20 protein-coding genes and 1 tRNA gene are annotated in these 22,594 nt (G+C 65.5%); 13 read left to right on the forward strand and 8 right to left on the reverse strand.

Annotated elements, in window-relative coordinates; translation table 11 throughout:
* Positions 1-50: 50 nt before the first annotated feature.
* Positions 51-2,519: a PAS domain-containing protein gene (locus tag ACQR0Z_RS21120; RefSeq protein WP_434919876.1), complete on the reverse strand. Its 2,469-nt coding sequence runs from the start codon at positions 2,517-2,519 to the stop codon at positions 51-53.
* Positions 2,520-2,745: 226 nt separating this feature from the next.
* Here ACQR0Z_RS21120 and ACQR0Z_RS21125 point away from each other — a divergent pair, with 226 nt between their 5' ends.
* From ACQR0Z_RS21125 to ACQR0Z_RS21145, 5 genes are all read left to right on the forward strand, one after another.
* Positions 2,746-3,873: a zinc-binding metallopeptidase family protein gene (locus tag ACQR0Z_RS21125; RefSeq protein WP_434919877.1), complete on the forward strand. Its 1,128-nt coding sequence runs from the start codon at positions 2,746-2,748 to the stop codon at positions 3,871-3,873.
* A gap of 71 nt (positions 3,874-3,944) precedes the next feature.
* A complete protein-coding gene (locus tag ACQR0Z_RS21130) occupies positions 3,945-4,151 on the forward strand; it encodes a hypothetical protein (RefSeq protein WP_434919878.1) in 207 nt (68 codons plus the stop codon).
* Between the two features lie 153 nt (positions 4,152-4,304).
* Positions 4,305-6,320: an acetyl-CoA carboxylase biotin carboxylase subunit gene (locus ACQR0Z_RS21135; RefSeq protein ID WP_434919879.1), complete on the forward strand. Its 2,016-nt coding sequence runs from the start codon at positions 4,305-4,307 to the stop codon at positions 6,318-6,320.
* A gap of 108 nt (positions 6,321-6,428) precedes the next feature.
* Positions 6,429-7,295: an isocitrate lyase/PEP mutase family protein gene (locus tag ACQR0Z_RS21140; RefSeq protein WP_434862248.1), complete on the forward strand. Its 867-nt coding sequence runs from the start codon at positions 6,429-6,431 to the stop codon at positions 7,293-7,295.
* On the forward strand, positions 7,292-7,594 hold the full coding sequence (locus ACQR0Z_RS21145; RefSeq protein WP_434862247.1) for an acylphosphatase: 303 nt from the start codon (positions 7,292-7,294) through the stop codon (positions 7,592-7,594). Before ACQR0Z_RS21140 ends, ACQR0Z_RS21145 begins: the two co-directional genes overlap by 4 nt.
* Positions 7,595-7,603: 9 nt before the next feature.
* Here ACQR0Z_RS21145 and ACQR0Z_RS21150 read toward each other — a convergent pair whose 3' ends face one another.
* A complete protein-coding gene (locus ACQR0Z_RS21150; protein WP_434919880.1) occupies positions 7,604-8,413 on the reverse strand; it encodes a class I SAM-dependent methyltransferase in 810 nt (269 codons plus the stop codon).
* 153 nt (positions 8,414-8,566) lie between these two features.
* On the opposite strand from ACQR0Z_RS21150, the gene ACQR0Z_RS21155 reads away from it, so the two are divergent.
* Genes ACQR0Z_RS21155 through ACQR0Z_RS21165 form a run of 3 tightly spaced genes read left to right on the forward strand, consistent with a single transcriptional unit; the run spans position 8,567 to position 11,245 of the window.
* A complete protein-coding gene (locus ACQR0Z_RS21155; protein WP_434862245.1) occupies positions 8,567-9,136 on the forward strand; it encodes a GbsR/MarR family transcriptional regulator in 570 nt (189 codons plus the stop codon).
* A 16-nt stretch (positions 9,137-9,152) separates the two neighbouring features.
* Positions 9,153-9,812: a DUF4166 domain-containing protein gene (locus ACQR0Z_RS21160; protein ID WP_434862244.1), complete on the forward strand. Its 660-nt coding sequence runs from the start codon at positions 9,153-9,155 to the stop codon at positions 9,810-9,812.
* Complete coding sequence (locus tag ACQR0Z_RS21165; protein WP_434919881.1) at positions 9,809-11,245, forward strand: TIGR01777 family oxidoreductase; 1,437 nt, start codon at positions 9,809-9,811, stop codon at positions 11,243-11,245. The genes ACQR0Z_RS21160 and ACQR0Z_RS21165 overlap by 4 nt, the downstream gene beginning before the upstream one ends.
* Positions 11,246-11,263: 18 nt before the next feature.
* Here ACQR0Z_RS21165 and ACQR0Z_RS21170 read toward each other — a convergent pair whose 3' ends face one another.
* Both ACQR0Z_RS21170 and ACQR0Z_RS21175 read right to left on the reverse strand, forming a co-directional pair.
* Positions 11,264-12,301 carry a helix-turn-helix domain-containing protein gene (locus ACQR0Z_RS21170; RefSeq protein ID WP_434862242.1) on the reverse strand — a complete coding sequence of 346 codons (1,038 nt, stop codon included), beginning with the start codon at positions 12,299-12,301 and terminating at the stop codon, positions 11,264-11,266.
* A gap of 50 nt (positions 12,302-12,351) precedes the next feature.
* Positions 12,352-13,218, reverse strand: a complete 867-nt coding sequence (locus tag ACQR0Z_RS21175) for a LysR family transcriptional regulator (RefSeq protein WP_434919882.1) — start codon at positions 13,216-13,218, stop codon at positions 12,352-12,354.
* Positions 13,219-13,325: 107 nt separating this feature from the next.
* On the opposite strand from ACQR0Z_RS21175, the gene ACQR0Z_RS21180 reads away from it, so the two are divergent.
* Positions 13,326-13,751 carry a tautomerase family protein gene (locus ACQR0Z_RS21180; RefSeq protein ID WP_434919883.1) on the forward strand — a complete coding sequence of 142 codons (426 nt, stop codon included), beginning with the start codon at positions 13,326-13,328 and terminating at the stop codon, positions 13,749-13,751.
* 3 nt (positions 13,752-13,754) lie between these two features.
* Here ACQR0Z_RS21180 and lipB read toward each other — a convergent pair whose 3' ends face one another.
* A complete protein-coding gene (gene lipB / locus ACQR0Z_RS21185; protein ID WP_434919884.1) occupies positions 13,755-14,477 on the reverse strand; it encodes a lipoyl(octanoyl) transferase LipB in 723 nt (240 codons plus the stop codon).
* Positions 14,478-14,491: 14 nt separating this feature from the next.
* On the opposite strand from lipB, the gene ACQR0Z_RS21190 reads away from it, so the two are divergent.
* The gene (locus ACQR0Z_RS21190; RefSeq protein WP_434862238.1) at positions 14,492-14,788 is read left to right on the forward strand and encodes a FliM/FliN family flagellar motor switch protein; all 297 of its coding nucleotides are present in this window, start codon (positions 14,492-14,494) and stop codon (positions 14,786-14,788) included.
* A gap of 135 nt (positions 14,789-14,923) precedes the next feature.
* Positions 14,924-15,008: transfer RNA gene (locus ACQR0Z_RS21195), tRNA-Leu, on the forward strand.
* 26 nt (positions 15,009-15,034) lie between these two features.
* On the opposite strand, the gene ACQR0Z_RS21200 is transcribed toward ACQR0Z_RS21195, so the two are convergent.
* Entirely contained in the window at positions 15,035-16,495 is a 1,461-nt protein-coding gene (locus ACQR0Z_RS21200; protein WP_434919885.1) for a tyrosine-type recombinase/integrase, read from the reverse strand.
* 223 nt (positions 16,496-16,718) lie between these two features.
* On the opposite strand from ACQR0Z_RS21200, the gene ACQR0Z_RS21205 reads away from it, so the two are divergent.
* Positions 16,719-17,027: a hypothetical protein gene (locus ACQR0Z_RS21205; RefSeq protein ID WP_434919886.1), complete on the forward strand. Its 309-nt coding sequence runs from the start codon at positions 16,719-16,721 to the stop codon at positions 17,025-17,027.
* Between the two features lie 53 nt (positions 17,028-17,080).
* On the opposite strand, the gene ACQR0Z_RS21210 is transcribed toward ACQR0Z_RS21205, so the two are convergent.
* Positions 17,081-17,335 carry a hypothetical protein gene (locus ACQR0Z_RS21210; RefSeq protein WP_434919887.1) on the reverse strand — a complete coding sequence of 85 codons (255 nt, stop codon included), beginning with the start codon at positions 17,333-17,335 and terminating at the stop codon, positions 17,081-17,083.
* Positions 17,336-19,276: 1,941 nt separating this feature from the next.
* Here ACQR0Z_RS21210 and ACQR0Z_RS21215 point away from each other — a divergent pair.
* Complete coding sequence (locus ACQR0Z_RS21215) at positions 19,277-20,317, forward strand: hypothetical protein (RefSeq protein WP_434919888.1); 1,041 nt, start codon at positions 19,277-19,279, stop codon at positions 20,315-20,317.
* 357 nt (positions 20,318-20,674) lie between these two features.
* On the opposite strand, the gene ACQR0Z_RS21220 is transcribed toward ACQR0Z_RS21215, so the two are convergent.
* The gene (locus tag ACQR0Z_RS21220; protein WP_434919889.1) at positions 20,675-22,495 is read right to left on the reverse strand and encodes a hypothetical protein; all 1,821 of its coding nucleotides are present in this window, start codon (positions 22,493-22,495) and stop codon (positions 20,675-20,677) included.
* Between the last annotated feature and the right edge of the window lie 99 nt (positions 22,496-22,594).

The raw sequence follows: 22,594 nt of genomic DNA on the forward strand, positions 1-22,594 counted from the left end.
ACCGCCGAACAGAACGCTCGATTGGCAATGTTGGTTCCCGTGCGACCGCCTTAGCGCGGCAGCGGCGCCTTCTCGGCCATCGCCTTGCGCAGGATGCGCGACAGCGACTCGACCGAATAGGGCTTCTTGATCAGCTCGAAGCCGTGATGGGCGTTCTCCGCCAGCACATGGCTGTAGCCCGAGGTGAGCACGACCGGTAACCCGGGATAGCGATCGCGGATGATGCCGGCGAGCTCCAAGCCGTTGATGCCGGGCATGATGACGTCTGAGAACACCAGATCGACCGCGAATTCGTTGTCGGCGAGGATCGCCAGCGCATCCTGGCCGTTCGACACGCGACGCGTGACGTAGCCGAGATCTTCCAGCAGTTCGGTCGAGAATTGCCCGACCTCGTCATTGTCCTCGACCACCAGCACGCGGTAGCCGCGGCCGATCGTGGCGGGCTCGACGCGCGCGGCGCCGGCATCAGTACCGGATTGCGGCGCCGCCGCCTGCGGCAGGTAGATCGTGAAGGTCGCGCCCTGGCCGAGCCGGCTGTCGACGGCGATGTCGCCCTCGGACTGCTTGGCGAAGCCGAAGGCCTGGCTGAGGCCGAGGCCGGTGCCCTTGCCGACTTCCTTGGTCGTGAAGAACGGCTCGAAGATCGCATTGATGTTCTGCGGCGCGATGCCGGCGCCGGTGTCGGTGACCGAAATCGCGATGAAGGCGCCGGGTCGCGCGCTCTGGCCGCGCAAGGACGGGATCTGGTCCGTCCGCTGCACGCCGATCGTCAGCCGTCCTTCGCCGTTCATGGCATCGCGTGCATTCACCGCGAGATTGATCAGGGCGGTCTGGAATTGCGCGATGTCGGCCAAGGTGAACAGGCTGGCTTCCTCGGCGGCCAGCGCGATATGAATGCGGCTGCCGACCAGCGGGCGGATCAGCTGCACCACGCTTTCGACCTGCTCGCCGACATTGAACACCTGCGGCGTCAGCGGTTGCCGCCGCGCGAAGGCGAGCAATTGCCCGGTCAGCTTGGAGGCGCGCTCGACGGTCTCGGAGATCGCATCGACGTAGCGCCGCCGTCGTTCCTCGGCGAGATCACGGCGGCGCAGGAAGTCGGTGGCCGACCGTATGATGGTGAGCAGGTTGTTGAAGTCGTGCGCCACGCCGCCGGTAAGCTGGCCGACCGCCTCCATCTTCTGCGACTGCCGCAACAGCTCCTCGCCCTGGATGCGCTCGGTGATGTCGACGGCCTCGGCCACCGCACCCATGATCGTCTCATGCTGGTCGAATAGTGGCCGCATCGACAGCTCGAAATGCCGGTCGCCGTTGGCGAATTCGAGCCGGACCTCGGTGCGGAAGCTGTCGCCGGCGAGCACGCGCGCAAACGCCGTGCGCAGCATCTCGCTGACGCCGGTCGTGTAGGTGAACCAGGGCGCGTCCCAGAGCGGCTGGCCGATGACATCCACGCCGCCGGCGCGCATGCCCATGACGGCAATGCGGTTGGCATGGGTGATGCGGCCTTCGATGTCGAGAATGGCCTGATACTGGTTGCTGGTGTCGAAGATGGCGCGCATCCGCGCCTCGTTGGTGGCGAGCTGCGCGGTGCGCTCCCGGATCCGCTCCTCCAGCGTCTCGTTCATCCGGCGCAGCTCGATCTCGCCCTGCTTGGCGGCGGTGACGTCGTGGGCGACGCCGATGAAGCCGATGTGCTGGCCGTTCGCATCCCAGCGCGGCTGCGATTCCGAGCGCAGCCAGCGCCATTCGCCGTCGGCGCGGCGATAGCGCGCCTCGAGAAAGAACGGCTTCAGCGAACACTCGCCCGATTGCTGCTGGCCGAGAATGCGCGGCAGGTCGTCCGGATGCAGCGCGTTGCGCCAGTCGAAGGCGAGCGCCTCGTCATGGGGCAGCCCGAGGAAATCGACATAGGCGCGATTGACGAAGGAGCGGGTGCGGTCGAGCTTGGTCACCCAGATCGGCACCGGCGCGCTGTCGGCGATCAGGCGGAAGCGCTGTTCGCTCTCGCGCAGCTTGGCTTGCGCATCCATCTGATCGGTGACGTCGATATGCGCGCCGACCAGCCGGATGGCGCGGCCGTTCCAGTCGCGCTCGATGCGGGCGATGACGCGGATCCAGCGGGTCTCGCCATCGCTCGGGCGAATGATGCGGTATTCGGTGGTATAGTCTTCCTGCTTGCTCTTCACCGCCGCGATGAAGTCCTGCTCGGCCTTGGCGCGGTCCTCGGGGTGGACACGCCTCACCCAATCCTCGTGGGTCTCGTTGGCGGCTTCGGGCGGCAGGCCGTGAATGATGAGATATTCGGGGGAGCGGCGGTTGCGAAAACCCTCGCGGAGATCGACCTCGACGCCGCCGACCCGCGCGATGCGCTGGATGCGCGCCAGCTCGCCCTCGCGCTCCTGCAGGGCCCGGTAGGCCTGGTCGCGGTCGCGCGCGATCTCCTCGATGTGCTGGCGCAGCTCGGCCGCGCCGGTCGCATCCGGGACAACGTCGTCTCTGGGCGCATCCGCGCTGTTCATGCTGACCTGCACTCAAAGGGCAAGCGGTCGCCGGAAAATCCCACCGCAGGTGTTCGGAAGCGTGGCGACATCGGGTTCAATGACAACAAACTGGCCAGCAATTGAGGCGGACGAACGTCCGCGTGACGAAAACGTAGGGGCAGATAAAAAGTTCCGCAGCCCCGGAACGGACTGTTACTGTCATGCGTCGTCAGGCGCTAGACACCGCAACGCGTAGGTCCATACCGTGAAGCTCTTCGTCTGTCAGGCGTGCAAGAATATCCTGTATTTCGAGAATCGCAGCTGCGGGCGCTGCGGTCACCAGCTCGCCTTCATGCCGGAGCGGCAGACGCTCACCGCGATCGAGCCTGCGGGCGAGGGCTTTCGAACCTTGGCCGACGGCGGGGAGGGACGGTTCTTCTGCGCCAATGCCGAGCACGATGTCTGCAATTGGCTGCTCGAAGCCGGCGAGACCACGGGCTTCTGCCGCGCCTGCCGGCATAATGGCACCATTCCCAATTTGTCCGACCCTGCGCAGCTGGTCAGCTGGCGCGAGTTGGAGGTTGCCAAGCACCGGCTGTTCTATTCCCTGATTCGTTGGAAGCTGCCCTTGAAGACGCGGCTCGAGGACCCGCAACACGGCCTCATCTTCAACTTCCTCGCCGATGATCCGGCCGGGCAGCAGAAGGTCATGACCGGCCACGACAACGGGCTGATCACGATCGCTCTGGCCGAGGCTGACGACATTGAGCGCGAGCGCCGCCGTCTGGAGATGGACGAGCCGTACCGGACGCTGCTCGGTCATTTCCGCCACGAGGTCGGGCATTACTTCTGGGACGTGCTGGTGCGCGATGCCGGCCGGCTCGAGCAATGCCGCGCCGTTTTCGGCGACGACAGCCAGGACTATGGCGAGGCGCTGAAGCGTCATTACGAGCAGGGGGCACCGGCCAATTGGCAGGACAATTTCGTGTCGGCCTACGCGACGACCCATCCCTGGGAGGACTTTGCCGAGACCTGGGCACACTATCTGCACATCGTCGATACGCTGGAGATGGCCTCCGAGTTCGGCATCGAGATCGATCCGCCGGCCGACCAGATCGGCGGGCTGACGGCCCGCGTCACCTTCGATCCCTATGTCGCCGATGATTTCGACGTCATCGTCAATGCCTGGCTGCCGTTCACCTTCGCCATGAACAGCGTGGCCCGGGCCATGGGCGCGCGCGATCTCTATCCGTTCATCCTGACGCCGCCGGTGATCGAAAAGCTTGGCTTCATCCATGGTCTGGTGCGGCAGAGCGCACAGCAGACCGTCGCAGCGCGCCGGACGCCGGACAAGCCGCAGGCCGTGCAGAAGGAGGAGGTCGGGGCGGTGTGATCCCGGCCTTGACTCTCAAGAACATAAAGTGAACAAAAGCGGCTGCAGATGTCTACGATGGCGATCCTTCGATGTCGACCAAAGCCCGCTCCAGCTCTGAGGACGATCAGCTCGAGGCCGCCGTGGACCAGGCGATTGCAGCCTGCGGTGGTGATCTCAGGGGCACCATTCGCGCGCTGATCGTTGCGAATGATTATCTGGAGACCGAGGTCGCCGAGCTGATGAAGGCGGTTTCGCACGCCTACGCGCGGGGACGTTTCCTCAGCTATTCCGGGTGACGGCACAGCGCGACTGGCATGCCTCGGAGGACGACTTGATCAGACGCAAGGCGGGTTGCGCGCGGGCGATTTTGCTATAGACGAACCGGTCAAGCCCGCGGTCCGTTGCTTCGCCGCGAGTGGGGAGCCCGCCCAAAGGTATCAAGCAAGAACATGTTCAAAACCATTCTGATCGCGAACCGCGGCGAGATCGCCTGCCGGGTCATCAAGACCGCCCGCCGCATGGGAATCAGGACCGTTGCGGTCTATTCGGAAGCCGATCGCGATGCGCTGCATGTCGAGATGGCCGACGATGCCGTGCTGATCGGGCCGCCCGCCGCCGCCGAGAGTTATCTCCTGATCGACCGCATCGTCGAGGCCTGCAAGAAGACGGGCGCGCAGGCGGTGCATCCCGGCTACGGCTTCCTCTCCGAGCGCGAGGCGTTTCCGCGTGCGCTTCAGGAAGCCGGCATCGTCTTCATCGGCCCCAATCCCGGCGCCATCGCTGCGATGGGCGACAAGATCGAATCGAAAAAGGCCGCCGCCAAGGCCAAGGTCTCGACCGTGCCGGGCTTCCTCGGCGTCATCGAGGACGACAAGCACGCGGTGCGCATCGCCGACGAGATCGGCTACCCCGTGATGATCAAGGCCTCCGCCGGCGGCGGCGGCAAGGGCATGCGCATCGCACATTCGACCGCCGAAGTGGCCGAGGGCTTCAATCTCGCGAAGGCCGAGGCCAAGGCCTCGTTCGGCGACGACCGCGTCTTCGTCGAGAAGTTCATCGTCGATCCCCGCCACATCGAGATCCAGGTGCTCGGCGACAAGCATGGCAACGTGATCTATCTCGGCGAGCGCGAATGCTCGATCCAGCGCCGCAACCAGAAGGTCATCGAGGAGGCGCCGTCGCCGCTGCTCGACGAGGAGACGCGGCGCAAGATGGGCGAGCAGGCGGTCGCGCTCGCCAAGGCCGTGAACTACGATTCCGCCGGCACCGTGGAGTTCGTCGCCGGTCAGGACAAGAGCTTCTATTTCCTGGAGATGAACACCCGCCTGCAGGTCGAGCATCCCGTGACCGAACTCGTCACCGGCATCGATCTGGTCGAGCAGATGATCCGCGTCGGCGCCGGTGAAAAGCTCGCGCTGGCGCAGAAGGACGTGACGCTCACTGGCTGGGCCGTCGAGTCGCGCGTCTATGCCGAGGATCCGTTCCGCAACTTCCTGCCCTCGATCGGGCGCCTCACGAAGTATCGCCCGCCGGCTGAGAGCAAGGCTGATGGCATCACCGTGCGCAACGACACCGGTGTGCAGGAGGGCGGCGAAATCTCGATCTATTACGATCCGATGATCGCCAAGCTGGTCACCCACGCGCCGTCGCGCGCGGCCGCCATCGAGGCGCAGTCGACCGCGCTCGACGCCTTCTATGTCGACGGCATCCGTCACAATATCCCATTCCTGTCGGCGCTGATGAACCATCCGCGCTGGCGCGAGGGCCGGCTGTCGACCGGCTTCATCGCGGAAGAATTTCCCAAGGGCTTTGCGGCGCGTGCGCCGGAAGGCGAGATTGCGCGCCGGCTCGCCGCCGTCGGTGCTGCGATCGATCACGTGCTCGGCGAGCGCAAGCGGCAGATCTCGCAGCAGATGATCGGCCGTCCGGTGACCCGGCAGGGCCGCCGCGCGGTGTGGCTTGGCCGTGACGAGATCCTGCTCGACATCGCCAGGGACAATGGCGCGATCACGGTCCGCTTTGTCGGTGCTGACGGCAAGGTCGGCCCTTCGCACGCGCTGGTCTCCGAATGGAAGCCGGGCGATGCGGTCTGGCACGGCACCATCGATGGCGCAGAGATTGCGGTGCAGACGCGCCCGATCCCGAACGGCGTGCGGCTGGCACATCAGGGCGTCGAAGCGCCTGTCTACGTCTACACGGAAGCTGAAGCGGCAGCGGCACGGCTGATGCCGGTGGTCACCGCGGGCGACAGCGGCAAGAAACTGCTCTGCCCGATGCCCGGTCTCGTGGTGTCGATCGCCGTGACCGAAGGCCAGGAGGTCAAGGCCGGCGAGACGCTCGCCGTGATCGAGGCCATGAAGATGCAGAACGTGCTGCGTGCCGAGCAGGACGGCACAGTGAAGAAGGTTCATGCCTCGGCGGGAGCGACGCTCGCGGTCGACGCGCTGATCCTGGAGTTCGCGTAAGTAGAACACTCGTCATTCCGGGGCGGTCGCGATAGCGACCGAACCTGGAATCTCGAGGTTCCGGCTTCGATGCTCCGCATCGCCTAGGGAACGACGTGGGAGACCAGCATGACCTTCCGTGCACGTCGAGACGCGCTTCGCGCGATCCTCACTGGCGACCGTTGCATCCATCCCGGCTCCGTCTATGACGCGATCTCGATCCGGATCGCCGAAGACCTCGGCTTCCCATTGGGCATGTTCGGCGGCTCGGCCGCGTCTCTCGCCATCCTCGGCGATCCCGACATCGCGCTGATCACCCTCACCGAACTCGCCGAGCAGATGCGGCGGATGTCGCGCGCGGCGGCGCTGCCGGTGCTGGTCGATGCCGATCATGGCTACGGCAATGCGATGAACGTCCGCCGCACCGTGCAGGAACTGGAGGCCGCGGGCGCCGCCGGTCTCACCATCGAGGATACGTTGCTGCCGCAGGCCTTCGGCGCTGCCAAGCCGCAGCTGATCGCGCTGGACGAAGGCATCGGCAAGGTGAAGGCCGCGCTCGACGGCCGCGGCGATCCTTCGCTGGTCATTCTCGGCCGCACCGGGGCCGTCTCCATGACTTCGCTCGACGATGCGATTGCACGCGCCAGGGCCTATGAGGCTTGCGGCGTCGACGGGCTTTTCTTCACCGGCATCACCACGCGCGATCAGCTCGATGCGATTGCCACTAACACGACGCTGCCGATCGTGCTCGGCGGCGCGCCCGAGGAGATGTCCGACCTCAGCTATCTCGCCTCGCGCCGCGTTCGCGTCGCGCTGCAGGGCCATGCGCCGATTGCTGCGGCCACGCAGGCTGTGTACGAGACGCTCAAGGCGCTACGCGATGGCGCGTCGCCGAAGCAGCTGAAGGGCCTGCCGTCGGCCGAACTGACGTCGCGTGTCATGCGCGAGGCCGACGTCAAGACGCGGCTGCGCGATTTTCTCGGGCCCGGATCATGAGCGATCGCGTCCTCGTTCACGTCACTGTCCGCGGCCGTGTCCAGGGCGTCGGATACCGCGCCTGGGTCGAGGACCAAGCGATCCTGAACGGCCTCGAAGGCTGGGTGCGCAATCGCGCCGATCGCAGTGTCGAGGCGGTGTTCGCGGGGCCGGCCGATGACGTCGCGGCCATGGTCGCCGCCTGCCGGAACGGTCCGCCGGCTGCGCGCGTCGACGATGTGACGGACACGCCGGCCACCCCCGATCAACTCGCGCTGCGCAGGTCTGGCGAAGAGTTCTCCGTGCTGCCCACGGTGTAGTTGCGGCGCTTACCGCGCCGAAATCACCAGCGCCTGGATCTGCCCCACGACGGGTCCACTGCCGAACCGTTGCCGAAGCGCGTTCGCAGCCGCCTCAGTCACGGTGGTTAGGTCGGGCGCGCCCCGCGCCTCGATCTCACCGCGCATCGGCGTGCCCTGGCAGTAGGCGACGGCAGGCTCTCGCGCAGACGGGGCGCGGCTGCGGTGAGGCAGCGGCTCGATGACGATGTCGGAAAACCCTGCGTCACTCAGGTCGGCTCTGATCTTCAGAGGATCGAAATAGCCGTGTGGCGTGCGGGTGAAGAATTGCGGCGGGTTGTCCGGGAAGACCCGTTGCAGCGTCTCGTGCACGACATGGGCGAACTCATTGTCCTCGATCCGGTCCCAGACGTTGAACACGAAGCGTCCGCCGGGGCGTAGCACGCGGCGCGCCTCGGCATAGCCCTTCACGCGATCCGGTAAGAACATCACGCCGAACTGGCAGGCGACGACATCGAAGCTCGCGTCGGCAAAGGGCAGGGCCAGCGCATCGGCCTGCTGGAATGCGACGCGGCGGGCGTCAGTGAGATGCGTCTTGGCCTGTGCCAGCATCGGTTCGTTGAGGTCGGTCGCCGTGATCCGCACCTCCGGCGGCAGCTCGGCATCCAGCGCCCTGGTGACAACGCCGGTTCCCGCTGCTGTTTCCAACACGTCGCGCGGCCGGAGTGTCTTGATGCGTCGCGCAAGATCCTGCGCATAGGGCGTGAAGATCAGGGGAACCAGTAGTTCGTCGTACATTTGCGGGATTGAGCCGGTGAAGGCCTTGTCGGATGCCGTCATGGCTTACTCCTGTTCCAGACCGGGCAGGGAACGATCAGGCGCGATCGTCAGCGGCGGACGTCTGCGCCTTCATGTCCGTCTTGCCAAGCGGCCCTCCGGTTCAGCGGAACGGACGCTCTTGACATCTAGCTCCATCAGTCAGATATTTCTGTTATGACAGAAATTACAGGCAAGAAGAAGCTGCCCGCCGCCGTCGAGCGCTTCATCCTCAACTGGGGCGACATGGGCGACCAATGGGGCGTGAACCGCTCGGTGAGCCAGATCCATGGCCTCTTGTACCTCGCGGAGAAGCCGATGACGGCGGAGGACATTGCCGACACGCTCGGCATGGCGCGCTCCAACGTCTCCAATTCGCTGAAGGAGCTGCTTGCCTGGGACCTGATCCGGCGCGTGCCGATCTTGGGCGACCGCCGCGATCATTTCGAGGCCGAGACCGACATCTGGGAGGTTGCGCAGCGCATCGCCGCCGGGCGCAAGGAGCGCGAGATCGATCCCGCGATCGCTGCGCTGCGCGCCTGCGTGGCAGAGGCGACCGCGGACCCCGCCATCAGCGCGGTCGCGAGCAAACGGCTGAAGGACATGCTGGCTTTCACCGAACTGGTCGACCGCTGGTACGCGCAGATGCTGAGGGTGCCGCGGCCGCGTCTGGTCGCGCTGATCAAGCTCGGCGAGAAGATCGCAAACCTGCTGCCGTCGGGACGATCCAGGTCGGGCAGCGATTAGTTCATTGGAGGGCGTCATGGTGAGCCACCGGCATCTCGGACTTTCAGCGCCCTCCAACGCCAGGCTCCATGATGATCACCGCTTTCGCGCGCTGCTGTCGCCGGAGGACTGGGGCCGGTTGCCGGTGTCGATCTGGCGCCGCTTCTCCAAGCGGCTCGCCGAGGGCGCGACGGTGGTCTATGTCGGAGAGGTCGATCAGGCCGAGATGAGCCGTGCCGGCTTCTGGTTCGCGCAGGCCGCGCGGCTGATCGGCGGGCCGCTGCCGACCTCGACCGCGACCGGCGTGCCGATGATCGTTGCGGTCACGGAGGACGCGGCGAGCGGCGGCCAGATCTGGACGCGCATCTGCGGCCGTCCGCATGGTTTTCCTCAAGTCATCCACTCGGCCAAGCGCTTCGCCGGGCCGACCGGGCTCGAGGAATATCTCGGCTGGGCCCTGAGCATGAGCCTGCGCGTCTGCGTGAGCGATGGGGCGCTCGCGTTTCACAGTGCCGGCTACACGCTTGCATTCGCCGGCCGGCGCTGGCGCCTGCCGCATTGGCTGACGCCCGGCGATCTCACCGTCACTCATTCCGATCTCGGCGGCGGCGCCTTCCGCTTCACGCTCGAGATCGTCCATCCGCGCTTCGGCCGGATCATCCGCCAGAGCGCCACGTTCCGGGAGTCCTCACCATGACGCCGCTGCTCTGGTCCTTGATCGCCCTGCAGGTCGCAATGGGCGTGTTCGACACCTTCTATCATCACGAGTTCACCGAGCGGCTGGCCTGGCGGCCGTCGCAGCAGGGCGAACTCAAGCTGCACGGCGCCCGCAATCTGCTCTATGCCTTGCTGTTCGCCGTTCTCGGCTGGTGCGAGCCGCATGGCCTGTTCGCGCTGCTCGTGCTTGTAGTGCTGGTCGCGGAGATCGCGATCACGTTGACCGATTTCGTCGAGGAGGACCTGACCCGCAAGCTGCCGCCCAGCGAGCGCATCAACCACACGCTGCTCGCGATCAACTACGGCGCCATCCTGATGCTGCTGGTGCCCGTGCTGATCGACTGGGCGATGCGCCCGCCTGCGATCGTGCCGGCCTATGCGGGCTGGCTGAGCTGGATCGCGGCCGCTGCCGCGGTGGGCGCCGGCCTGTGCGGCGTGCGCGACTTCGCCGCCGTGGCGCGGCTGTCCCGGATGTCGCGGCCCGACGCGGAAGGGCTGGTTGCGGTGCTGCCGCCGGCGCAGACCATCCTCGTGACGGGGGCAACCGGCTTCATCGGGGCGCGCCTGGTGGCGAGCCTCAGCACGCCCGGCCATCACGTCATCGCACTGGTGCGTGATCCCGGCCGGGCGGCCGCCTTGCCACCGCCGCTGACCTTGATCACCCATCTCGATCAGATCGCCTCCGACACCAGGATCGATGCCATCGTCAATCTCGCCGGCGAGCCGATCGGCAACGCGCCGTGGACCACGGCCAAGCGCGCGGCGATCCTGCAGTCGCGCCTTGCCACGACCGAAGCGGTCGTCGCGCTGATCGCGCGGCTCGAGCGCAAGCCGAAGGTGCTGGTCAACGGCTCCGCGATCGGCTGGTATGGCCTGTGGCAGGACCAGCCGCTGACCGAGTCGGCGAAGTCGCATGCCTGCTTCAGCCATGATCTCTGCGAGGCCTGGGAGCAGGCGGCCCGCGCCGCCGAGGTGCAGGGCGTCCGCGTGGCGCTGCTGCGGATCGGCCTCGTCGTCGGCCGCGACGGCGGCGTCCTGGCGCGCATGCTGACGCCGTTCGAGTTCGGGCTCGGCGGTCCGCTCGGCTCCGGCCAGCAATGGATGTCGTGGATCGAGCGCGACGATCTGGTCCGGCTCATCGCCCATGTGATCGCGACCGACGGCATCGTCGGCCCGGTCAACGCGACGGCGCCGCTGCCGGTGCGCAATCTCACCTTCACCGCCGAGCTCGCGCGCTGCCTGCGGCGGCCGGCCTTGCTGCGCGTGCCGGCCGGGCTGCTGCGCCGGATCGGCGGCGACTTTGCCGAGGAGCTGCTGCTCGGCGGGCAGCGCGTGGTGCCGAACAAGGCGCTGTCGAGCGGCTTCGTGTTCCGGCACCAGAGCCTGCGCAGCGCGCTGGAATCGATCCTGTGAGCCGCCATGCGCGAACCGTCATTTGCGCTCCGCCCGCGCCATGGTCACCGACGGCAGCTCGCCGAACGTGGCGCGGTAGTAGCGGGCGAAATGTCCGGCATTGGCGAAGTTGCAGGCGGCGGCCGCGGTGGCAACGGTCACCGCCGGATCGCCCGAGCGCAGCATCTCGTGCGCCCGGCGCAGCCGGACGGATTTGGCGAACGCCATCGGCGAATAGCCGCGCACGCGCTCGAACAGGCGGAAGATCGAGCGCGCGCTGACGCCGGCTTCGCGCGCGAGCCGCTCGATCGTGATCGGTTCGCGCCAATTGGCTTCGATGTAATCCTCCAGCCGCTTGACGAGGCCGAAATCCGGCATCGGGCTGGGGTCCAGCAGCAGGTCGCGGAAGCGATGCCGGCTGGCGCAGAGAAACGCCACGTGCACGGCGTCCTCCAGCTCGCGGTAGACGGCGGCCGGGAACACCGCGCCAGGCTCGTTGAGCTGGGTGGTGAGGAAATCCAGCAGGCGCATCAGGCTACGGGCCTGCGGATCCGCGGCGGGAATGGCCGGATCAATCGCGTAATCGGCCCGCGGCTGCGCGCCGGCCAGCGCGGTCAGCCGTTGCCGCAGCACCTGCGGATCGAGGCGCAATGTCAGGCGGCGATGGCCGCTTTGACAAGCCATCTGCCAGGGCACGCCGGCGGGCGCCACGGCAAACTGATTCTCGTTCACGTCGGTTGCTTCGCCGCGGGCGCAACTGATGGCGCGCCCCTTCAGTGCGATCTGCACCCTGATGAAGTCGGCTGCCCGATGGTCGGAGACGATATCGCAGGTCGACGTACCGAAGCCGAGGCCGATGGTTTCGAGCTCGATGAGATTGACGATCGTCTCGAAACGCTCGGCGTGCCGTAAATCCACCCGCTCGGCGCCGAGCTGCCGGTCCGCGAGGTCGCGCAACACCTCCGCATTCGAGGTCCGGATCAGCGCGTGACGATGGAGGGGTTCGAGACCGTGAGGTGCCGGGCTCGGATGGGCCGGGGCGCTGACGAGGTCTGCTGCAGTCAAGAGACGGTTCAAGCCGCTTCTCCTGAGCTCCGATTGTTAACGCATGTTACATCACGTCCCGGTCACGTCAATTCATTCGACATTGCAGCGCTCCGAAAGGCCGCGGCCAGTGTGCGCAACGCGGCTCGCTTGGCAGTGTCGCCGACCTTGGCATGGAGCACGACCTTGGAGCGGCCGAGCTGCGGCAGTCCGAGGTCCGGTCCGACGTCGATCAGTCCGCTCGGCGCGATGCGGCGGGCCAGCGGCGCAATCGCAAGGCCGGCGCGCGCCGCGGCCGTGACCGCCGTGACGCCGCCGCCGACGAATGTCTCGCGAAAGGCGAGCTTGGCGCGGTCGAGCGCGCGGACGGCGATGCTGCGCACGCCGCAGGGCGGCGCCAGGGTCGCGAGCGGCAGCGCGCCGTCGGGCGGCAGACGGAAGCGGGGCGCCGCGAACCAGCCGAATTCGTCGGTGATCAGCGTCTCGCCGCCGCGGCGGCTCGCCTCGCGCCGCACGATCACTGCGTCGAGCTGCCCGGCGTCGTAGCGGTCGAGCAGGTCGCGCGAGAAGGCGATGCTCACCGACAGCGCCAGATCCGTCGTGGCCCTGTGGAGCTGTTCGAGCATCGGCACCAGTTCGGGACCGGCGACGTGATCGCTGATTCCGAGCGACAGAAGCGCCCGCTCGACCGGCTTTCCCCTGAGCGCAAGGTCGTGCGCAGCGATGAGCGCCACGGCATGCTCGGCGAAGGCGGCGCCGTCGGCCGTGATCCGGACGGTGCGCGGCGAACGCTCGACGAGCCGCTTGCCGAGCAATGCCTCCAGCCGCTGCAGCTTCAGGCTGACGGCGGCCTGGGTGGTGCCGAGAGCCTCGGCCGCGCGGGTGAAGCTCTTAAGCTCCGACACCAGCAGGAAGGCGCGGACGGTGGCGATGTCGAGCGTTGCTGTCATATCAGACTGTTATCATTGATATCCGGTACGATAAGATACCAAAATGGAGAGGCCGCGGCTAGCTTTGCTGATGAGGCGCAGCGATGCGCTCGAAAAGGGAGCCGACCATGCCGTTGATCAACATCATCTACGCCAGCTCGCGCCGCCAGCCGGCGCTCAAGAAGCACATTGCCGATGCCGTCACCGAGTTGACGGCGCGCATCCTGCGCAAGGACCCCAAGGTCACCGCAGTCATCGTGTCCGAAGCGGACGCCGCGGACTGGTTCGCGGGCGGTGCGTCGCTGGCGGAGCAGGGGCTCGCCAGCTACTGGATCGACGTCCATGTCAGCGAGGGCACCAACACCAAGGATGAGAAGGCCGCCTATCTCGCCGCCGTGTTCGACCGCATGTCCGAGCTCATCGGTCCGTTGCATCACGAGACCTACCTGCATGTCGACGATGTCAAGGCCGACGCCTATGGCTTCGGCGGCCTGAGCCAGGAGCGCCGCTACGTCGCGGCCAAGCTCGATGTGCCGCCGCAGCGCGGCACCTGAAGTTCAGGCGGTCGCGGCGAGGTCGGCAGCGACGGCGCCGAACACGCTCTCGAAGGCCTGCCGGAGTGCGACGTCGACGTCGGCCATCGTGACCGGCAGGCCGAGATCGACCAGGCTCGTCACCCCGTAACGCGGATCGGTGACGCCGCAGGGCACGATCGCCTGGAAATGCGACAGGTCCGGCTCGACATTGATGGCGATGCCGTGAAAGCTGACCCAGCGCTTCAGCCGCACGCCGATCGCGGCGATCTTGTCCTCGTGGCCCGCGCCCTTGTCGGGGCGCCTGACCCAGACGCCGACGCGATCCTCGCGCCGCTCGCCGCGCACGTTGAAGGCGTCGAGGGTGCGGATGATCATCTCTTCGAGGGCCGCGACATAGGCCCGCACGTCCGGCCGGCGTCGCTTCAGGTCGAGCATGACATAGGCCACGCGCTGGCCGGGGCCGTGATAGGTGACCTGGCCGCCGCGTCCGGTCGACAGCAGCGGAAACCGGGGATCGCGCAGGTCCTCGGCCTTTCCGGACGTGCCGGAGGTGTAGACCGGCGGGTGTTCGAGCAGCCACACCAGCTCCGCCGCCTCATGCGCCGCGATCGCCGCAGCCCGCGCCTCCATGACCGCGGTCGCCTCGGCATAGTCGACCAGCGAATCGGAGATGCGCCACGCGACCGCGTTGCCGGGCGGCCCGGCAAAGCTGGTCAGGTCGAGGGTTTCGCGGCTGTTAACCATTGGCTAACCGTAACATGGTGATCTCTGGGGCAACGGATTCCAGTGACTTGGGTGCTCTCGCAGTGTCAACCCTCGATAAAGTGACAGTCGACCTGATGGTCGTGCTCGGCACCTGTTCAATGCCCATCCACCAGGTTCTGCGCCTGTCGCGCGGCGCCATCATCGAGCTGGACGCGACCGAGGCCGACGACGTCAAGGTGCTGGCCAACAATTTGCCGATCGCCAACGGCGTCGTGCTGGTCGACCGCAACCGCATCGCGGTCGAGGTCAAGCAGATGCTGCCGCGCTCGCCGACCCCGACGACGCGATAGGGTCGCGGGGCGACGCAAAAACCATCCACAATCCGGTATTTTAGGGCAGGGCGGGGGTTGTCCCCCCGAGATCGATTTGATACACGGGCGCCACTGATCCGGTGCCGCCTGTTTCCAGGCTCCGGCTTCTCCTTCGCGCTCGTGGCGGAATTGGTAGACGCGCTGCCTTGAGGTGGCAGTGGGTAACACCGTGGGGGTTCGAGTCCCTCCGAGCGCACCACAAACCCACGTTTTCCCTTGAAATCGTTACGGTTTTTTCCGGATGTTACCCGGGAATGTTACCACTTCGTTCCCGCCCGCCGTTCCCGTCCTGTTTTCCGCGACAGGCCTCAAAAAATCATCCAGCGACTGGCCCTGGTCGAACGCGACCACCTTGTCCATTCCGCTGATGCCGAGCTTCTCGCGGTTGGCCTGGGCGATGTAGTGCGCCGGCATCTTCGGGTCGGTCCAGCCGAACATCGCCATCATCTGGCTCTCAGTACACTCGGCATAGGCCGCCACTTCGGCGCGCGCCTTGCGCACCCCATGGCAGCTTTTCTTCGCCTCGTTGACGCCGGCAAGGACGGCGTACTTCTTGAACTTCATCGCCCACGCCTTCTTGTTCATCGGCAGCACGCGCCCCTTCAGGCGCTTTCCGGTGAACACGTCGGCGCCGATGATTCCTGCGGCTCTTGCGGCCCGCAGGCTCTCCGCGAACTCCGGATGCACCGGTACGGTCACCATCGTATTGCCCCGGCTTTTTTCGGTGGTGATCTGGACGGCCATCTTGCGCACGATCTGGCGCAGGTGCGGCGGCCCAAAGCGATGCGCATCCCCGAGCCGCAGGAACGTGTAATGCAGGATGTCGAACATCAGCCGCGCCTCGCTGCCGAGCGGCCATTTGGCCAGGTATTTGGCCATGTCCTCCTCGGTCCAGGGCAGGAAGCCACCGCTCTCTCGCGAAGCACGCGCCTTCCCGGAGCGCAGACCGATCGTCGGATCGTCGTCCTCGTCCAGGTGGCCCTCGTCAATCATCCAGCGCATCAGGCCGCGCAGGGCCGACAACAGATTGCCGGCCTGAGAGGGGGTCCGCGCCTTCATCTCCGCCTTGATGACGTTGCGCGTGAGCACCGCAAATGGCTTCTCGCCATTCTCGATCAGCAGGCTTTCAATCAAACCAGTCCGCTGGAGGCGAGTTGTCTCGGCAAGACCGGCATGGCCGACACTGAGATCGCCGAGCCAATGATCGCTTTGCCTGTATCCGTACCAGTACCAGCGCAGTGTCCCGGGCTTAGGCGGCGAAGTGGGGCGCGCAGGGCAGGGCGTGTTGCGCTGCTTCTGGGCGTTGACGTAGTCGCTCTCCTGTCTGTAGAGCGCGATCTGGGAGGCGATGGCGGCATCGACCTCAGCATCAAATTCTGAAGAACCATACGCGGCCTTGATCCGGATCTTTGGCAGTTTGTTGCGGAGCTGCACGTAGTAGCGCAATTGACCGCGCTGGCTGACATCGACGCAGAGATAGCGGCGCTCCGGCTGACCGGCCCTGCTGGTTCCTTTGACGCGCCGCATCCGCAACACTCCTCCGAGTGCGGCGACCGCCGCCTCATAGGCGGCATCGAACGCTCTCGTACCGTAGTCTTCGGCGATCCCGATCCGGTGTCCCTTCCGGCTGACCTTGACGTACCAGCGCAACGATCCGGATTCGGAATAGTTGAAATAGAGGTACATGCGACGATCCCCACGCGCGCGGGGGTCGGTACGTTCCGTCTCAGGCATTGGTTGGCTCCCTGAACCAATGCCTGGAGTCTACGAATCCTCGGATTCGGCATCAACGGTGAAAGGTGCGTTTCACCCGCTTTCGGTGCCATTGAGACGGCGCGCAAGCGCATCGGACGGCGTCCAGATTTCGCCGAGATCAATCTTCGATCGGGAAGGCGAATGACCGCTCGACGTGAGTGCGATCCTGATCACGCCGTCCGTGTCGACGATGACCTCAGCGGCTTCCGTTTCCTTTGCCGCGCGGATCGCGCGTGAAATGTCTGCCTGCGTGACTCTGGCCGGGCGGCGGGGCATCGAGCATCTCCATCCGATCTGTGAGCTCCATTGGAGCAATTCGGGCCGCCGCCGCGAACGCCATGGCAGCGATCGCGAGCAAGAAACGCCAAAATGCACCGTTCGAAAAGTGCTCGGCTTCCCGGCGGCGAACGTTTGGCGGGAAATGCGTGTGAAACGGACGGTCGGTGCCGAGTTCGACGATTGACGCAATCAGGCGCATTTGCGGCAGGTGCGGTTCCGACGGTGCCCGAACCGGCGCTAATAGCCCTTTGCCGTCGGTTTGACAGGGCCGTCGTCCAGTAAGGGACAGTACCTCTTGCGCAACTCGTCCACCGCAGTCCGGTCGAGTTCACCCCGTCGCTGACGGTCGCGCAGAGCACCACGATCCTCCGCCGAAAGGGCGATCAGGAATGCCCAACCTTCGCCCGGGTCCCGCAACAGCTCGACAATCCGCAGATCGAGCCGCGCGGCATCATCGTCGTCATGGGCTAATCCGATCGGCTTGGCCTGCAAATGTCTGCGGGACGCCTGAGGCAGATGGTTCGCCGAGGACCGCGCTCTGTTTTTATCTGCTTCTTTATAGGCAGGTCCCTTAGGGCCCCGCGGTGGTTCTTTATACGCAGGTCCCTTTTGGACCCGCGGAGCCGCAGGTCCCTTTTGCGCCCGCGGCCGACCAGCAACGTTGGGAGGGACCGGCACGTCGCGGACGACATAGTCGATCTCACCGAACCGCTTGCCGTCGGCGAGCCGCTGCTGCTCTCGGGTGACGTAGCCAGCCGAGATCGACGGAAAATGCGTTGCAGTTTCTTCCGGCCGACCAGAAGCGTCCGCCCGACATGGTCGAGACGGACGCGCCACTTGTGTGGGCGTGACAGCAGGAAACCGAGCACGCCCTTGGCCTCGACCGAAAGCCGTTCATCGGTGAACACGGCATTCGGCACGATCGTGAAATGCGTCCTGTGCTCGCGACGCACGATGGTCAAGAGGGCGCTCCCAAATCGTCGGCCCTTGTCTGCGCCATTGACCAGGACCGAGATGCGGGAAGACCAACAGCGCGGCGCATGAGCGTTGCAGGATTGGAAGCGTCACGGCCTCTCTCAGCCGCCGGAGAGCAGGCCGGCCGCATGGACGAGGTTGCTGAGGGTCTTTCAGGACCGGCTTCCATGGAAGCCCACGAGAACACGCCCGTGCACTGTCGGCGGCCCATGCTGAGCGCCGCTCGCCGGCGGATTAGTTTGACCGCACGCTGATCGATCATACCTTCGGACGCGCTCTCGCCGACTGCAGCTGAATTAGCTTCGCTAGAGGAGCGTGGTTGTTGAGAGGGAGGGTTGCTGTAGTTCATGAGCGAACATGCCACGGCAAACGCGAACCACCATCATGCCGATCCTACGATCCGCTTCGACAAAGTTGCTCATGTTCCGAATGAGGTGCCGGCTATTCCCGGATGGAGAAACCGCGTCCTGCTAGAGCAACCGTCGCTCGTCATCGCGACCATCACGTGTGTTGATCACCGAGGCCAATTCTTTGCATTCCTGGATCATCGAGGAAAGCACGTTCTTCCGTCGAAGGTCCGATTCCGCCGATCCCACGCAGACGTACGCTATGGTGCGAATAGTGCCATTCGGGGGATTGATCCTCCTCACCAATTGTATTCAAACAGCAACAATGAAGTTCGTGAGTGCCAGAGTGCTAGTAGTCAAGACAAGCACTTACGACCGTCGATTCTACGCCGCGGAGAGGCGCTTTTATCTTGCCGTCGAGCTCACCCTACGTTCGCTCCTCTCCGATCCTGGGCTGAACTGCGCTCAGACACCGCGCGGTAGCTACACGAGTTGTGAGTCTCAAGGAGCGTCTTTTCTGCGGTTCCGGTCGGGCCATTGGCTTCCGGGCGCTCGAGCTCAGCGATTTATCGAGAGAAGCCAGAGTCATCTAGCTGCACCGGCCATGCTGTTTATCCACAGATCTGAGACCAAAAGTCGGACTGGCCGCCTGCATCATGACCGGAACGTCGAACAAGATTGGTGTGAAAGCCGCGCGCAAATCGCCGATATGGATGGCGCAGATCGAGTGTCGATCAGCGGCAACTCGGCAGCAACAGTGCGGATAGGGGCCGTCAAAGGAGGGGCGTGGCGTGCGACCTAGCGTGATTCGGCTGTTCCGCTCTGGCTTCGGACATGCCACCTTTGCTGGACACCTGCACGAGGGCAGGGCTCGCGAGACTTGGTCCGCTTTCGCCAAGCGGCGGCAGACAACCGCTCGCCATGCGGCACCAGTGTCCGCAGGGCCTGTTCGTCTGCTCTCCACTGGGTGAGCAGTAGGGATGACCGATTCCGGTCCGGGCAGACAACTCCCCGTTCCGGCCTCTGAGGTCCGCGTCGTCGTTTTGGAGCCGCCGGCATTTCGGGCGCGTCCGATCGCGCGCGGCCGAGACGCAAGGAGCAGCACCTGATCATGACAGAGTCGGATCCGCCCCATCCATTCGATGACATGGAGGCGCTGGCCTGGCTGCGCTCCCAGCCCGAGCGACACGTGACGGTCAGCGCCGCTGAACTCGCGCGCCAATGGGGGTGGAATAGGATGCGGGCTAGTCGTCGCCTGAAAGCTTGGGAGCGCGCGGGCCTGATCAGTCGTAGCGCTGAAGCGATCATTGTAACGGGGACTGTAACACCGACCGATACAGATGGTACCGTCGGCGTTTCAAACGCCTCCGGCCTCGCCGGCACCTCCGGATCGGAGGAAGCCCACCGCTCCCCGACACGCGTCAAGCTCGCCGCCTTGATTGTGGCTTTAGCGCTGGCTTGTGTATCGGCTGCCTTTTCCATCGACGGCCTGACCGCGATCTTTGCCGGCGCCTTCTGGCCTGTCATCATCATGGGCAGCGTGCTGGAGGCCGGAAAGCTCGTGGCGGCGGCATGGCTGACTGAGCATTGGACGTCTGCGCCGTCCCTCCTAAGGTTCGTCCTCGTCCTGATGATTGGCGTGTTAATGAGCCTGAACGCCGTTGGCGTATTCGGCTTCCTCACCCGCGCTCACCTCGACCATATGGCATCCATAGATCTTGCCCTTGCCGAGAGAACCGCAGACCTTGAGGCCCGCCTCGGGATGCAGAGCCGAGTGGTCACCGACATCGACCGGCGCATTGCCCAGATCGACGCGGCCATCGACGAGGCGACGCGCCTTGGCCGGCCGGTCGGAGCGATGACAATTGCTGACCAGAGGCGTCGCGAACGTGCCGACATCGCGGCGGAACGCCAACGTGAGTCCCAGGCTCTCGCCAATCTACAGGTCGAGAAAGCCAAGATTGATGCGCAACGCAGGCGTGCCGAGGCCGAAGTCGGACCGATACGATATCTCGCCGAGCTGATTGGCATACCCGCCACGGATTTTGAGCGAGCGGTCCGGCTGCTCACGCTGGCGGTTGTTGCTGTCCTCGATCCAATGGCAGTGGCGCTGCTGCTCGCCGCCGGAGTCCACGCGAGGCGCGCGAGTTAGTTCTAACGGTTGCCGTCTCGTCTCTAAGAACGCGTAGGCCTACATCTTGGCGCCTATCGAAGCGTCGATGAAGATCACGCCTGCGGCCGTCACCGCGGGAACGCCGACTGTCACGCACGCGGACCGCGTGTATCAGCCGATACCCGGTCTTCCCTGCGCCTCTTCTTCCGACGAAGAGGTCGGTCGATCTCACAACTCGGGCGTAGGCTACCGCGGGATGACGCAGGCACTTAACGTGGAGATGAGCCGATAGCGTGTCCCGCATGCTCACGCTGTCGCACCAGCGCGTGGCGCCAGCCAGCCCCGCCTCGGTGTCCGGACGGAGCATGGCAGCCGAACAGCGGACATGGAACCGGGCTATTTGATTGCAATCACCTGCCAGAAGGTTACGCCGAGCCCCAGGCTGCGCGCTGGCAGGACCATCTGCCCATCGCGAACGTCCGCCTGAAATTCCTCGACGGTTTGAAGCGTCGGATCAGGCCGGGTCGGCTGCAGAAGATAGGCCGCGAGATTGCTCGTATTGGCGTCGACGACAAAACGCCGCACGGTCGCGGGGCCGTCGAATGGCAGGTTCTCGAACGCAACCGAGAACGACTGCGGATCGTCTGAATAGGCGCTGTTGTAGTTGAACACGACGATTCCGGCGGACGATCCGTCGCTTGCCGCGAAGGCATCCAGGGCGGACGGCGTCGAGAGTGCCGCGGTCCGCCGCTGGCCGCTCATCATGGCGAACATCCGCATCACGTTGGCGACCGGCTTTGGCTGGTAGGTGGCGACACCATCGCTGATGATCTTGTGCATCAGGCTCGGCATGCCGATCATGCCCGGATCGTAGCCGATGCCATCGTGGAGCATCAGGTAGGAGCCGTCGGAGATGCCGAGCCGAACGGCTTCCTTCAGGAAGGCGGCGGTCCATGCGGCGCCCTTGTGCGAGTAGTTGACATCACTGTTGGTGTCCACCGACGGGCCCCATTCGGAGACGAACAGCGGCATGTCCGGGCGATTGAGCTGCGCGAGCTTGGCGCGGATCGTCTGGACGAGATAAGCGAGGGTGGTGGAGGAGGGCGCCTGCGGATTCCAGCCATGCTGGAAGTCGCCATAGAAGTGGAACGAAAACCGGTCCAGCGCGGCCTGGAAGCGGGGACGTCCGGTGGCGGGGTCGAGACTTGCGGCGGGGTCCAGGGTCTGTTCGAGAAAGCGTTCCTCCAGTGTCGGAAGTCCGCTCGGGGGATAGCGGTCGAATGAGACACTGGAGAAAGCGGGCCCGGCCATGTCGAGGATGCGCCCGGGATAGTCGCTGCCGAAGCTGGCCTCGCCTCGGATCGCTTCGATGCGGTCGGCGAAGATCTTCTGGATCGGAAGCAGGCCGCGCGCCAGCCGCCGCGGATCGGTGCTGTAGGGATAGGCCTGGTCGTCGACAACAGGCCATTCCTGCAGCTTGTAGGTCGCCGGGTCCATCCACCACAGGAAGCGCGCCCAGGGGCCGAGCGGCAGCAGCGCGAAGCGCGCGGGATCGGGCGGGGTCACGGCGTGGAAATTGACCGGCTCGGGATCGGCGATGTCGAGCTCGTTGCTGCATTCGAACACGATGGCCTGTGCGCCGCCATTGGCCGTCGCCGGATCGAAGGCGCGCTGGACGACATGGCGCACGAGCTGATCGACATAGGAGCGATAGCGATCGAGCTCCGCCGCCGACCAGGTCTCCGCCGGCCCGCCTGGCACGAAGCTGACCGGCATGAAGCTCGCGGCGGCGATGTGGAGCGAGAGGCCGTTGCTGAGCGCCCAATCGATCTGCGTATCGAGCGGGCCGCAGCCGCCTGCCACGACCGCTCCGAACTGTCCGCTGGCATCGAGCGTCCGTTCGCCGAAGCGGCCCTCGCTGTCGAGATCGCAGAGCGCGTCCGCCTGCAGCAGCCGCAGGCGCTTCAATCCGATGTCGGCGATGATCCCGCGCATCGGCGCGATGGTGCCGTCCTGCGGCGCATTGGCGCCCCGGAAGATGGTCTTCAGCGTGGCGAGGTCGTCGCGTCCACTGTCCGACACGATCGACGCCGCGTCGACCGTGATGGTCGTGACAGAGGTTGGCGTGTCCGTCTGAGCGAGGCTGGAGGAAGGACCAATGCAGGTCACGAGGAGGAGCGCAGCGCCGAGCCGTTTCCGGGAGGCAGCGAGCATCATCAGGTCTCATGGCGGGAGTAGCGGTGCGCAGGACGCTCACCGCGTGGTTGTGGTAGCATTGTGGGGTGTCGTGGTGGTGACGCGCGCGACAAGCTTTGA

Source organism: Bradyrhizobium sp. HKCCYLS3077 (genome assembly GCF_051167555.1).
Lineage (GTDB): Bacteria > Pseudomonadota > Alphaproteobacteria > Rhizobiales > Xanthobacteraceae > Bradyrhizobium.

Coding starts and splice junctions, on each gene's coding strand:
- lipB (WP_434919884.1), bottom strand. CDS start 14,477: ATGGTTAACAGCCGCGAAACCCTCGACCTGACCAGCTTTGCCGGGCCG.
- ACQR0Z_RS21150 (WP_434919880.1), bottom strand. CDS start 8,413: ATGACGGCATCCGACAAGGCCTTCACCGGCTCAATCCCGCAAATGTAC.
- ACQR0Z_RS21140 (WP_434862248.1), top strand. CDS start 6,429: ATGACCTTCCGTGCACGTCGAGACGCGCTTCGCGCGATCCTCACTGGC.
- ACQR0Z_RS21120 (WP_434919876.1), bottom strand. CDS start 2,519: ATGAACAGCGCGGATGCGCCCAGAGACGACGTTGTCCCGGATGCGACC.
- ACQR0Z_RS21135 (WP_434919879.1), top strand. CDS start 4,305: ATGTTCAAAACCATTCTGATCGCGAACCGCGGCGAGATCGCCTGCCGG.
- ACQR0Z_RS21165 (WP_434919881.1), top strand. CDS start 9,809: ATGACGCCGCTGCTCTGGTCCTTGATCGCCCTGCAGGTCGCAATGGGC.
- ACQR0Z_RS21200 (WP_434919885.1), bottom strand. CDS start 16,495: ATGTACCTCTATTTCAACTATTCCGAATCCGGATCGTTGCGCTGGTAC.
- ACQR0Z_RS21180 (WP_434919883.1), top strand. CDS start 13,326: ATGCCGTTGATCAACATCATCTACGCCAGCTCGCGCCGCCAGCCGGCG.
- ACQR0Z_RS21215 (WP_434919888.1), top strand. CDS start 19,277: ATGACAGAGTCGGATCCGCCCCATCCATTCGATGACATGGAGGCGCTG.
- ACQR0Z_RS21160 (WP_434862244.1), top strand. CDS start 9,153: ATGGTGAGCCACCGGCATCTCGGACTTTCAGCGCCCTCCAACGCCAGG.
- ACQR0Z_RS21145 (WP_434862247.1), top strand. CDS start 7,292: ATGAGCGATCGCGTCCTCGTTCACGTCACTGTCCGCGGCCGTGTCCAG.
- ACQR0Z_RS21155 (WP_434862245.1), top strand. CDS start 8,567: ATGACAGAAATTACAGGCAAGAAGAAGCTGCCCGCCGCCGTCGAGCGC.
- ACQR0Z_RS21175 (WP_434919882.1), bottom strand. CDS start 13,218: ATGACAGCAACGCTCGACATCGCCACCGTCCGCGCCTTCCTGCTGGTG.
- ACQR0Z_RS21130 (WP_434919878.1), top strand. CDS start 3,945: ATGTCGACCAAAGCCCGCTCCAGCTCTGAGGACGATCAGCTCGAGGCC.
- ACQR0Z_RS21190 (WP_434862238.1), top strand. CDS start 14,492: ATGGTGATCTCTGGGGCAACGGATTCCAGTGACTTGGGTGCTCTCGCA.
- ACQR0Z_RS21220 (WP_434919889.1), bottom strand. CDS start 22,495: ATGATGCTCGCTGCCTCCCGGAAACGGCTCGGCGCTGCGCTCCTCCTC.